The following is a 12,262-nucleotide window of genomic DNA, read 5'->3' as shown; positions in this document are numbered from 1 at the left end:
CGGGGTGCGGTCGTCTCAGGGGCGCGGATCGCCGTCCCGGGGCTCCTCCCGCCCGCCGAGCACCCGGCGCACCCGGTCGAACTCGGCCTGGAAGGCGGCCTCGTCGTGCGCGTACTCCTCCCGCCAGGGCATGCCGAGGCGGGCGGCGAGCTCGCGGTGCGCCGCCTCGACGCGGCCGCGCCGCTCCTCCCTCACGAGCACCTCGCGGGGCGGCGCCGGACAGAATCCCGCCGCGGTCTGCAGGACGCGCAGTCCGTCGAAGGAGGCGGCGTCCCAGCCGATCTCCGGCACGACCCACTGCCGCACCTGCTCCTGCCCCGGTGCGCGCACGCCGATCAGGCCGAGGCCGCCGCGCACCGCGTCCCCCACCGCGTACTCGACCTCGCCGAGCGCGGCCCGGTCGCGGGTGCGCAGCCCCTTGCGCAGGCGCAGGGTGCGCGCCTGCTCGTCCAGGAGCACGACGGTGCGGGTCAGCAGCAGCGGGACCAGGGCCCACAGCGCGAACAGGGCCCAGAGGGCGAGGGCGCCCAGCAGCAGCTGGGTCCAGGCCGGGGCGAGCAGCTGCTCGAGCTGCCCGTCGTGCCCGTCCCGGAGCCGGGAGATCCGCCACTGCTGGAATCCCGCGCCGCCGAAGGGGCTCAGCAGCAGGGAGACCAGCGGCAGTCCAATCAGCGCGCCGGGCAGGTAGCGGCCGCGGATCGAGGGGCCGACGAGCACCTCGCCGGTGCGGGTGCGCCGCGGGGCGGGGGCGGTCGCGGCGGGGTCCGCGGGCGGGGTCGTGCTCACGATGACCAGCGTACGGTCCCCCGGAGCGCACCCGGTCCACTCCCCGCTCGGCCCCGATGCCCCGTCCCCGACCGGCCCTTTTCTGCAGCGGTTGTGGACAGTCGTCGTCGGCCGATGCGTTCTGGGCTACTGTCGTCTCAGCGAGCGCGCCGGGCGGGAGGGGCCCGTGGCGAGCGCGCCGAGGGGGAATGCCGTATGAGCGCACGCGTGCGCACCGCCCGTGGTCGGACCGCTGTGATCGGGGCGCTGGCCGCAGCGCTCGTGGTCTCGGGATGCTCCGGGCCGACGTCCGGCTGGCGGTTCCAGGGCAAGCCGCTGCACGAGGTCGAGGAGTCGCTCGCGACGATGACCGAGACCTGGCGCTCCGCGATGACCTCCGAGGGCGTCGAGGTGGCGATCCCCGAGGATGCGGGCTGCTATCTCCAGGTCGCCGACGACGAGCTGGTGGGCGAGGAGCTCCTCTGCGGCCCGATGGCCTTCATGGGGGCGGAGGCCACCCAGTGGGTGGTCGCACCGCTCTCGGCGATGCAGACCAAGGACGACTCCGTGCGACTGGTGCTCGACCAGGAGCCTGCCTGGGACCTCGGCACCGCGAACCCGAACTCGGTCCCGGTCGATGCCGAGGGCACCGAGGCGGATCTGGATCAGCAGGTCGAGCCGCCGTCGGCTCCGCCCGCGGAGATGGGGCAGGTGATCCCGCTGGGGACCGAGGAGATCGAGGCGGTCGAGGAGCCGTACGAGCTGGTCACGGTCGATGCGACGTACTCGATCACGACCCTCGGGGTGGTGCCCCAGGTCGGGCCGGCCACCGACCCCGTCGGCGCGCCCGAGGGCGGTTCCCTGATCACGGTGGGCGTCTCCCGCCAGGGTCACCAGGGCGTGCCCACATCGCCCACCAGCAAGGCGGTGCTGACAGTCGGCGGCGAGGAGATCGACGTGCCCGAGGAGACCAGCGCGATCGCGGTCGAGGGAGACGGCTCCGACGCCGTGATCGCCGTGGAGTACGACGGCAACACCCAGGAGTACGACCTCGCGACCGGCGAGCTCGTCGGCGGCAGGCCGTTCTCCGCCCGGCAGTTCGAACCGGTCAACGCCCCCGAGCGGGAGCTGATCGGCGACGAGAGCAAGGGCGAGTCGGCCTCGTACAGGTTCCGCCTCGACGGCGGCACGACCTCCTGGAGCGAGAGCGAGGGCTGGGCGGCCGACGGCAAGGACCGCATGTTCATGGACCTCTCCTTCGAGTCCGACATCCAGTTCGCGAACGACGGCGACACCGTCCGCTACCACGACAAGACGTATTCGCTGGCCTCGCTCTCGGTGACGGCCGACGGCGAGGAGGTCGCGGTGGACCCCAAGAGCATCGACCTCGCCCCGCGCGCCGACGGCGACTTCGAGAACCTCGGGACGGTCGCGAGCCTCGTGCTCGACGTCCCTGCCGATGCGGAGGAGATCACGATCGCGGCGTCCGTCGACGTGAAGGCCGTGCCGGTGCAGGACGAGATCACGAACTACATGCGCGAACACACCGACGGGGAGCCGGAGAGCATCTCGAAGACCCTCGAGCTGACCGAGGTCACTCTCAAGCCTCAGGGCGCGAACAGCTGATCAGCACGGCGCTCTCGTCGGTCCGCACTCCTCCTCACTCGAGGGCGGCGAGCCGGCGCCCGCTGCGGAACTCCCTCGCCTGCCCGGTCACCGGATCGGTGAAGGCGAGCGAGCGGGCCAGCAGTCGGAGCGGCCCGGCCGGCTCCGGGCAGGGCTCGGGGTAGAGGTCCTCGCCGGCGATCGGGGCGCCGCGGGAGGAGAGCTGGAGGCGCAGCTGGTGGGTGCGTCCGGTGCGGGGGCGCAGCCCCAGCAGCAGCGCACGGCCCTCCGCAGAGCAGGCCCCCGAAGCCCCGTCCTCCGTCGTGCCGGCCTCCCCGGCGCCGTCCGCTCCCTGCCTGCGTGCGGCGAGCACCTCGAGCTCGGTGTGCGCGTTCGGCGGGCCGGGCACGAGCCTCGCTGTGAGCTCGCCGCGCCGCTTCTCCATCCGGTCCGCGAGCTCGGCCCGCTCCCCGACGGTCTGCGGCAGCGTGCACCCGGGATCGGGCACGACGAGCGCCTCGTAGCGCTTGTCGACCTCGCGCCTCGCGAAGAGCTGCTGATAGGCGCTGCGCTCCTCGGGACGCACCCCGAACGCGAGCACCCCGGCGGTGCGACGGTCCAGGCGGTGCAGCGGCACCAGCTGCTCGATCCCCGTGTCGCGGCGCAGGCGGACCAGGGCGCTGGCGAGCACATGGGCCCCGCGGGGCATGGTCGCCACGTCATGGGGCTTGTCGATCACCAGCAGGTGCTCGTCGCGGAAGAGGATCGGCAGCGGCTCGGCCGGCACCTCCTCCGCGCGCAGCTCGCGGTGGAACCACAGCTCGTCGCCGGCGCCGACGGCATCGTCGGCCGCCCACGCGCGCCCGCGGGCGTCGACCACCTCCCCGGCGGCGAAGCGCTCGGCCAGCGGGGTGGCGGCCGGGTCCGCGAGGGCGGGGAAGCGTGCGAGGAGCATCGAGGCCGCCGGTCCGACGGGCGCGTCCCGCGGCACGAGCCAGCGCACCGCATCCAGACCGTCCCGCTGCGGCAGCGGGGGCGGGAGCCGTCGGGCGCGGCGGCGGGCGGCGCGGCCGGGCCGGCGCTCCTCCCCCGGCCCGCCCGTCGACCCCGGGCCCGTCGGCCCCGCGCCCGACTGATCCTCCCGTGGCGAGCCTGACGCCGACAGCCCTGACGACGGCGGGCCCTGCGGCGTCACAGCCCCCACACGGCGAAGGTCAGCACGTTGTGGCCGATGTAGAACGCCAGCAGCGCGAGCAGCAGCAGCGTGGGGTGGCGGTCCACGAAGGTCAGCGCCTGCGGGGCCTCGCGCCTCAGCTCGGCGGGGGTGATCGCATCGATGTGCTCGATGCGGATCCCCGCCTCGCGGGCCCGCTGCAGCGCCATCCGCTGAGCCCTCTCGCCGAAGAAGCGGCTCGACACGGCGAGGAGCCGTCGACCCTGGCGGTCCAGCACGTAGACGCCGTCGTAGGCGGTCTCCGGCGGGTCGAGCATCTCCGTGGGACCGGAGCCGCGGGCGATGTCCCGCACCGCGATCACGGAGCCGACCTCGTCCCAGCGGGCCCTGCGCGTGGGACGGAAGAGGCTGCGCAGCTCGAAGCCGTCCTCGTCCAGCTGCAGCCACAGCGTCACCACCCGCAGGGTCATCACGCTCGAGACGACGGCGACCAGCACCCACAGCACCAGCGGGAGGGTGAACAGGGCATCGTGCATGAGCTCCGGATGGCGCCAGAGCCGCTGACCGACGAAGCTGATGATCACGAGGAACTCGAGCACGACGGTGAACACGAGGCCGATGATCAGCGAGCCGATCACCACGGCGGCGGGCGGCCCGTAGGTCCGCGTGGGGAGGTCCCCTCCGGCGGCCGGGGGCAGCGTGTCCGGCGTGCTCATCACCACGGCTCCTCCGACTCTCGTTCCCAGGACGGTCCCGGCGCATCCCGGGCGGGTCCGCTCATCTTAGGACTCGCACCGGACGGGCGAGCGGATTGACCCGAGGAACGGACGTGCCCGTCGGCCCTGGTGGGACCAGGGCCGACGGGCACGTCACGGCAGGGCCGGAGCGGCCGGATCCTCCTCCCTCAGGAGGTCGGGACCGCGCCGTGCGTGGACGGGGTGAGCACGCTCGCCCCGCCGACCTCCGCGGCGTAGCTGAGGTACTGCACGTGGTTCTCGTAGCGGTCCAGCACGTCGTTGATGATCTGCTGGCGGGTGAGCCCGTCGACGTCGTAGCCCTCCGCGCCGGTCTGCGTGAACACCTCCAGGCGCTGGTAGGTGGTGCGCTCCTGCGCCTGGCGGGCGCCGAAGGTCGGCACCGGCGTCGGGACCGGGGCGACGCGGTAGAGGAAGTCGCGCTCCTCCCCCATCCGGATCACGAGCGTGTTGATCGCGATACCGTTCTCCTCGTCGATCTCCTGGGCGATCTCCGCCGCATAGCCCTGCTCGACGAACTCGCGCGAGACGTCCTCGAGGGCCGGGGCGACGGTCTGCGTCGAGAACTGCGCGACCGACCGGACGCTCGGGTAGGAGCGCATGTTCGCCAGGCGCTGGCGCCAGGACTTCTCGGGCGCGTAGCCGCCGTGGGCGGTGACGTCGGAGCGTCGCAGCACGCGGCCCTCGCGGTCGGCGCGCTCCATCCGCAGCGCCTTCGAGAAGCTCGCCATCACCAGGTAGGCGACGACCGTGACGGGCAGCCCGAAGATCAGCGTCGCGTACTCCATCGTGGTCACGCCGCCCGCGGTCAGCATCGCGATGGTCAGCAGCGCGGTCAGCAGCGCCCAGAAGATGCGCAGCCACTTCGCGCCGTCCTGCTCCGGGTCGGGGATGGTGGAGGAGAAGTTGCTCATCACCAGGGCGCCGGAGTTGGCGCTGGTGAGGTAGAACAGCAGCCCGGACAGGGTCGCGAGGCCGATCAGGAAGGCGGCGCCGGGGAACATCTCCAGCAGCGCGTACCAGCCCGCCTCGGGGCTGTCGATCGCCAGCTGCGCGAAGGCGCGGGAGGCCGGGGTGTCCTCGAGCACGACGGACAGGGCGCTGTTGCCGAAGATCGTCACGACCAGCAGGTCGCACAGCACCGGCGCGGTGATCGCGGCGAGCACGAACTCGCGCAGGGTGCGGCCGCGGGAGATGCGGGCCAGGAACATGCCCACGAACGGGCCCCAGGCCAGCCAGAAGGCCCAGAAGAACAGGGTCGCCCCGGCCATCCAGTCCGAGCCCCCGGGCTCGTAGGCCATGGTCTGCAGCGTGCGCTCGGGCAGGGTCGCCACGAAGCGGCCGATGTTCTCGACGATGGCGTTGAGCAGGAAGGAGGTCTTCCCCGTCACGAGGATGTACAGCAGCATCGCGCCGGCGCTCCAGAGGTTCAGCTCGGAGATCAGGCGGATGCCCTTGTCGACGCCGGAGGTGCAGGCGGCGATGGTCATCACGACGGCGACGATCACGAGCGCGATCTGCAGGCCGAGCCCCTGGGGCAGGCCGAACAGCCAGGAGAAGCCGACGTTCAGCAGCACCACGCCGATGCCCATCGAGGTCGCGACGCCGAAGACGGTGCCGACGAGGGCGAAGATGTCGATGACGTTGCCGGCGGCGCCGCGCACGCGCTTGCCCAGCAGCGGGTAGAGCGCGGCCCGGATCGACAGGGGCATCCCCCAGCGGTAGGCGAAGTAGCCCATGGCCATGCCCAGCAGGGAGTACATCGACCAGCCGGCCACGCCGTAGTGGAACATCGTCCAGATCACGGAGTCCTGGAGCGCGGCGGCGGAGCCGGGCTCGGCGTTCGGCGGATCGATGTAGTGGGAGATCGGTCCGGTGACCGAGTAGAAGAGCATGTCGATGCCGACGCCCGCGGCGAAGAGCATCGCGACCCAGGTGAAGAGGTTGTACTCGGGGCGGGAGTGGTCCGGCCCGAGCCGCACGCCGCCCTCCTTGGACAGCGCCACCCACAGCACGAACAGGATCACGAGCGTCACGGTGAGCACGTAGAACCAGCCGAGGTTAGCGGAGATCCAGGTGACGACCTGCAGCATCGTGTCGGCCGCCATCTGCGGGGCGAGGATCGTCCACAGCGAGAAGGCCAGGATGATCGCCGACGAGGTCAGGAACACGACCCAGTTCACGCGCGGGCCGCGGCGGGTCGCGGGCTCGGCGGCGGCCTCCGGCTCGAGCTCCTCGCGCGGCGCGCTCGGCTCGAGCGTCTCGACCTGCTCGCGCCTCTCCCGCTGCTCACGCTCCTCCCGGCGGTACTGGGTGAGGTCCTCCGGCCCCCTGGTGAGGTCCTCCTTCTTCACCGGTGCACGCTTGGCCTCGCGCTCCACCCGCCTCTCGCGACGGGGCTCGGCGCCGAGCTTCCCCCGGGCGATCTCGCCCGCCGCGCGCTCGCCGTCGAGCTGCTGGCGGGGGTTCTGCTCCTGGGAGGGATCTGCGGATCCGGACGTGCCCTCGGGATGGTCCTCGGGCTTCGGCGGCGTGCTCGATTCCTGCATGCGCTCCTCCAAGACGGTTCGGCGACGGTGGGCCGGTACCGGAGGTTCGCACACGACCTCGGGCCGCGCGGCGGCTCCCGAGGCATCCGGGCGGTGTGTGGGTCCACTGTGTCCCACCGGTACCCGGCTCTGTCACGGTAGATGAAAATTGTCTGAACGACAACTTGTCGGCAACCGAGATCGGTCACATCGGGCACGGGGGCGATGCGGGTCGCCGCACGGCAGAGCCGCCGCATCGGGGACGGAGGAGCCGTGGGCCTCCGCGCCGCCGGTGCCCGCACGACGACGGGGCGGGCGGCGCGGGTCTCCCCGCACCGCCCGCCCCGTCGGGTCGGACGCGATCGGCGGACGCCGATCGTCGACTCGGAGGATCAGGCCTCCTCGTCCTCGTCCTTCTTCTCGATGACCAGGGTCTCGGTGGTCAGCACCATGCCCGCGATCGAGGCCGCGTTCCGCAGGGCGGAGCGGGTGACCTTGACCGGGTCGATGATGCCGGCGGAGACCAGGTCGACGTACTCGCCGGTCGCGGCGTTCAGACCGGTGCCGACCTGCGCCTCCTTGACCTTCTCCACGACGACGTAGCCCTCGAGGCCCGCGTTCTCGGAGATCCAGCGCAGCGGCTCGACGACCGCACGGGCCACGGCGCGCACGCCCACGGCCTCGTCACCGGTCAGGCCGAGGTCGTCGACCAGCACGGAGGACGCCTGCACGATGGCGGAGCCGCCGCCGGCGACGATGCCCTCCTCGATGGCAGCGCGGGTCGCGGAGACCGCGTCCTCGATGCGCATCTTCTTCTCCTTGAGCTCCACCTCGGTGTGAGCCCCGACCTTGATCACGGACACTCCGCCGGCCAGCTTCGCGAGGCGCTCCTGGAGCTTCTCGCGATCCCAGTCGGAGTCGGTGTTCTCGATCTCGGCACGGATCTGCGCGACGCGGTCGGCCACGGCCTGGTCGTCGCCGGCCCCGCCCACGATGGTGGTGGAGTCCTTGGTGACGACGACGCGGCCGGCGTGGCCGAGCACGTCGGTGTCGACGGTCTTGAGGTCCAGGCCGAGGTCGGAGGTGATGACCTGGGCGCCGGTGAGCACGGCGATGTCCTGGAGCATGGCCTTGCGGCGGTCGCCGAAGGCGGGCGCCTTGACGGCCGCGCCCTTGAAGGCGCCGCGGATCTTGTTGACGACCAGCGTGGACAGGGCCTCGCCGTCGACGTCCTCGGCGATGATGAACAGCGGCTTGCCGCTCTCCACCACCTTCTCGAGCAGCGGGAGGATGTCGGCCACGGCCGAGATCTTGCCCTGGTGCAGCAGCACCTGCGCGTCCTCGAGGACGACCTCCTGGCGGTCCGCATCGGTGACGAAATGCGGGGAGATGAAGCCCTTGTCGAACTGCATTCCCTCGGTGAAGTCGAGCTCCATCGCGGTGGTGGAGGACTCCTCCACCGTGATGACGCCGTCCTTGCCGACCTTGTCGAAGGCCTCGGCGAGCAGGTCGCCGATCTCGCGGTCCTGGCTCGAGACCGAGGCGACCGAGGCGATCTGGGCCTTGCCGTCGACCGGGGTCGAGATCTCCCCGAGCTTCTCGGAGAGGGCCTCGACGGCCTTCTCGATGCCGCGCTTGAGGGCGGCGGGCGCCGCGCCCGAGGCGACGTTGCGCAGACCCTCGTGCACGATGGCCTGGGCGAGGACGGTGGCGGTGGTGGTGCCGTCGCCGGCCACGTCGTTGGTCTTGGTCGCGACCTCCTTGGTGAGCTGAGCGCCGAGGTTCTCGTAGGGATCCTCGAGCTCGATCTCACGGGCGATGGTCACGCCGTCGTTGGTGATGGTGGGGGCGCCCCACTTCTTGTCGAGGACGACGTTACGGCCCTTGGGCCCGAGCGTCACCTTGACGGTGTTGGCGAGCTTGTCCACGCCCCGCTCGAGCGCACGGCGCGCGTCCTCGTTGTACAGGATCTCCTTGGCCATGGATCAGGCCTCGATGATCGCGAGGATGTCGCGCGCGCCGAGGACCAGGAACTCCTCGTTGCCGTACTTGAGCTCGGTGCCGCCGTACTTGGAGAAGACGACCTTGTCGCCGACCTTGACGTCCATGGGGACGCGCTCGCCCTTGTCGTCGAAGCGACCGGCGCCGACGGCGACGACCTCGCCCTCCTGGGGCTTCTCCTTCGCGGTGTCCGGGATGACCAGGCCGGAGGCGGTGGTCTGCTCCGCCTCGAGCGGCTTGACGACGACGCGGTCCTCGAGGGGCTTGATGGAGACCGACATGCGGCTCACTCCTTCATGAAGAGACTGACTCTGTATGAGTTCGGGGTCGGGGCCCGGGTCCGATCGTCGTCGCGGTGCCGACCGGGACGGGTCCCTCGCGGCAGCTTCTGGCACTCTCGGCCATCGACTGCCAACGGCGCTCACTCTAGGACGACGGCTGGCACTCACGCAAGGCGAGTGCTAGATCTGAGCCGGGTGCCGGCTCGACGCGTCGCGCTGCACGCGTCGCCGCAGGCCACGCGACAGGAGGACGCCGAGGAGAAGGCCGAGAGCCGCGGCCGCGAACACCCCGATGATCAGCGCGATCCCAGGATCCAGCCCGGCGGTGGTCAGCGAGAGGACGCGATCACCGTACGCCTCGCGGTACCACTCGCCGCCCCGCAGGAAGGAGCCCGGGGCCAGCAGCAGTGCACCGAGGCAGCTGAGGATCAGCAGGAGGCCGCCGCACGCTCCCCAGCCGTGGAGCGTGCGGGCCCTGCGCCGAGCGAGCGGACGCTCGTGCACGACGTTCCCTGACTCCGCCAGCTCCGCGACTCCGGAGAGCGCGCCGATCACGATCAGGGACAGCAGCAGCGCCGCCGACGAGACGATCCCGATCCGCGGGATCGCGAGATCCCCGACCCAGTCCGGATCGATGCCCAGCACCCCCACCTGGATCCCGGTCGCGAGGACCACCAGCATGGCCGCGGCCTGGATCGCGATGCGGGTCCTGCCGAACCGGAGCGCGCGGCGACCGAGCTCGCGACGCTCAGACTGCCGCGCCTCCCACTCCGCTCGCCGGGCCCGCGCCTCCCCCTCCGCGACCCGCTGCGCGTCGATCTCCGCGGCGGCGACGGATGCCGCGGGCGCGTCCGGATCACCCCGGCCCGCGCGGTTCTCGGCGAGGAGGCGAGTGAGCAGCGGTGCGAGGACCAGACGGGAGCGCAGGGCCCGGATCGGGATGAGCCGGTCGCGGGTCTCCCGCGGCAGGTCGTCGAGGACGTCGAGGATCCGCCCCACCTCCCCCGGTCGCGGCAGCACCGACTGCACCTCGAGCAGCCCTCCGGGGTCCATCCGGTCCAGCTCCCGGACCGTCTGCTCGAGTCGGGGGATGAGCGTCTCGTATCCCGCCCGCCCCAGCGCGGGCAGGTCCAGTGCGGCGAGCCGGTCCTGCATCGTGCGGAGTTGCTCGGCGGCGACCCGGTGGTCCATGCCGATCAGCTCGGTGCGCACGCGCCGGCGGAGCAGAGCGTCGAGGACCTGTTCGGCGAGGTCGAGGACGACCCCGGCGCCGTCCTCGATCCAGCGCGCGAGCGTCGTGGCCGGCAGGTGCTCCTGGAGCTGTGCAAACGTCTCGGGGTCGGCGTCGAGGCCCCCGAGCCCGAAGGTCATGGTCCCGTCGTCGCCCGCCCCGAGCACCAGGTCGAGCTCCTCGAGGGTGGTGACCTCCTCGAGTCGTCGGACCTCGACGCCCTGGGCCCGCTGCACCTCGCGGCACTCCTCGAGGATCTCCTGCAGCACGCCGAGGCGTCGCACCGACTCCCGCGGGACGCCGAGCGCCAGGAGCAGCTGCCCGGCGGCGACCCAGAGGAAGGTCTCGTCGAGCCATCCGCGCATCCATCGGGGCACGGGCGTCCCGGAGTCCGCGCGGCGCGCGCCCGACCGACCGTCTCTCCCCCAAGTCATGTCCCGATTCTCGCCCACCCCGGGGAGTCGACGGGGCCGACGTCCGGGTTCTCGGAGCGCTGCGGCCTCCGGCTCCGGCGACCTCGGCCCCCGCGCCCCCGAAGGACGGCGCCCGCACCCCCGAAGGACGGTGCCCGCACCTCCGAAGGGCTCGAGAGATGCCCAGGTCACACCCTTTTTGTGAATCCGATAACTTGTCGTCCCCGGAGGCGTGACGCCGCCCCTGCGCGCGCGATAGGACTGGGGATGTCGAGACCGACGGCGCACCTGCGATCCAGGGCCCGTCCGCACCGCTCACGCCCCTCCGAACCCGAGGAGATTCTCCATGGCCTTCATCCGCACCCTCCGCTCCGCCCTCCGTCGCCGCGACGACCAGCTCGCGCAGGACATCGTCGAGGCGGGCGCGCACCGCGACCATCGCGCCGATGCCACCGCCTCCGTCGCCCGTCACGGCTCCCAGGGCATCCGCCCTTACGGCTTCGGCTACTGATCTCCCCCGGCGCGCGCCCTGCGCCGCCGACGACGACGCCCCTGCAGGCCGTGCCTGCAGGGGCGTCGTGCATGGCGCGGGCGCCAGGCCACTCAGTGCCCGGGCTCGGAGCGGCCGGGCGAGGTCCCGCCGGTCAGCGCCCGGCGGCCTCGAGGATCTGCGCGACCTGCTCGGGGGTGAAGCGGTAGACCGGGCGCTCCGCATCGGCGAGGGTGTCGCCGGCGTTCGGGAACACCGAGCTGACCACGCGCGGCGTCCCCTCCCCCAGCTCCACCAGGTTCACGCCGGACAGGGCGAGCGACTGCTCGTCCGCGCCCGCCCCGACGGGGTCGACGACGTTGGTGATCCCGGGGGCGACGTGCACCGGGATCCCGGCGATCTCGCCGGTCATCTCGTGGTGGTAGTGGCCCGAGAGCACGATCCGCACGTCGGAGCCGTCGAGCACCGAGGCGAGCTCGTCGAGCCCGTCGAGGTCGAGTCCGCGCAGCAGCGGGGTCGCCGCGACGAGCGGCGGGTGGTGGATCGCGAGCACGGTCCCGCCGGGCGCAGGCTCGGCGAGGACGCCGCGCAGCCAGTCCATCTGCTCGGGATCGAGGTGGCCGTAGCCGGCGCCGGGGACGCTCGAGTCGAGCACGACCACGCGGGCCCCGCCGGCGAGCGGCACGACCCGGTCCTGGCTCAGCGCGGTCCGCTCGCCCGGGACGACCGCCTCGCCGTAGACGGCGGAGACGTCGTGGTTGCCCATGACGATCGCGAGCGGCGCGTCGAGCGCGGCGGCGAAGGGGTCGAGGATCTCGTGGAGCAGGCGGTAGCTCTCGGCGGTGCCGTCCTCGGAAGCGTCGCCGGTGTGGACCACGGCGTCGATGTCCGCGAGGCCCTCCAGACGGGCCAGGAGCCCGCGCAGGGCCGCGGTGGTGTCGATCCGGTCGTAGTGGCGGGCGGACGGATCGCCGTAGAGGTGCGTGTCGGTCAGGTGCAGGATGCGCATGCCGGGAACG

At 72.3% G+C, this 12,262-nt stretch carries 10 protein-coding genes; 2 read left to right on the top strand and 8 right to left on the bottom strand.

Annotated features, from left to right (window positions below; all coding sequences use genetic code 11):
- Positions 1-15 precede the first annotated feature (15 nt).
- Positions 16-786, bottom strand: a complete 771-nt coding sequence (locus A4A78_RS10155; RefSeq protein WP_062948873.1) for a hypothetical protein — start codon at positions 784-786, stop codon at positions 16-18.
- Positions 787-981: 195 nt separating this feature from the next.
- On the opposite strand from A4A78_RS10155, the gene A4A78_RS10150 reads away from it, so the two are divergent.
- Positions 982-2,391 (top strand): hypothetical protein, encoded by a 1,410-nt coding sequence (locus tag A4A78_RS10150; RefSeq protein WP_062948871.1) that lies wholly within the window; start codon positions 982-984, stop codon positions 2,389-2,391.
- 34 nt (positions 2,392-2,425) lie between these two features.
- Here the strand turns inward: A4A78_RS10150 and A4A78_RS10145 are convergent, their stop codons facing one another.
- The 6 genes from A4A78_RS10145 to A4A78_RS10120 form a co-directional block, all read right to left on the bottom strand.
- On the bottom strand, positions 2,426-3,325 hold the full coding sequence (locus A4A78_RS10145; protein ID WP_231881011.1) for a pseudouridine synthase: 900 nt from the start codon (positions 3,323-3,325) through the stop codon (positions 2,426-2,428).
- Between the two features lie 236 nt (positions 3,326-3,561).
- Complete coding sequence (locus tag A4A78_RS10140) at positions 3,562-4,260, bottom strand: hypothetical protein (protein ID WP_062948867.1); 699 nt, start codon at positions 4,258-4,260, stop codon at positions 3,562-3,564.
- A gap of 188 nt (positions 4,261-4,448) precedes the next feature.
- On the bottom strand, positions 4,449-6,848 hold the full coding sequence (gene betT, locus A4A78_RS10135) for a choline BCCT transporter BetT (protein WP_082835293.1): 2,400 nt from the start codon (positions 6,846-6,848) through the stop codon (positions 4,449-4,451).
- Positions 6,849-7,219: 371 nt separating this feature from the next.
- Positions 7,220-8,809: a chaperonin GroEL gene (gene groL, locus A4A78_RS10130; RefSeq protein ID WP_062948865.1), complete on the bottom strand. Its 1,590-nt coding sequence runs from the start codon at positions 8,807-8,809 to the stop codon at positions 7,220-7,222.
- 3 nt (positions 8,810-8,812) lie between these two features.
- Positions 8,813-9,109 (bottom strand): co-chaperone GroES, encoded by a 297-nt coding sequence (groES, locus tag A4A78_RS10125; protein WP_010551191.1) that lies wholly within the window; start codon positions 9,107-9,109, stop codon positions 8,813-8,815.
- A gap of 180 nt (positions 9,110-9,289) precedes the next feature.
- On the bottom strand, positions 9,290-10,774 hold the full coding sequence (locus A4A78_RS10120) for a hypothetical protein (RefSeq protein ID WP_156488603.1): 1,485 nt from the start codon (positions 10,772-10,774) through the stop codon (positions 9,290-9,292).
- A gap of 325 nt (positions 10,775-11,099) precedes the next feature.
- Here A4A78_RS10120 and A4A78_RS17795 point away from each other — a divergent pair, with 325 nt between their 5' ends.
- Positions 11,100-11,264 (top strand): hypothetical protein, encoded by a 165-nt coding sequence (locus A4A78_RS17795; protein ID WP_156488602.1) that lies wholly within the window; start codon positions 11,100-11,102, stop codon positions 11,262-11,264.
- Positions 11,265-11,397: 133 nt separating this feature from the next.
- On the opposite strand, the gene A4A78_RS10115 is transcribed toward A4A78_RS17795, so the two are convergent.
- On the bottom strand, positions 11,398-12,252 hold the full coding sequence (locus A4A78_RS10115; RefSeq protein ID WP_062948859.1) for a metallophosphoesterase: 855 nt from the start codon (positions 12,250-12,252) through the stop codon (positions 11,398-11,400).
- Between the last annotated feature and the right edge of the window lie 10 nt (positions 12,253-12,262).

The organism is Brachybacterium sp. sponge (genome assembly GCF_001613775.1).
Lineage (GTDB): Bacteria > Actinomycetota > Actinomycetes > Actinomycetales > Dermabacteraceae > Brachybacterium > Brachybacterium conglomeratum.
The sequence above is the reverse complement of the archived record's forward strand: the minus strand, read 5'-3'. Positions and strand labels throughout refer to the sequence as shown.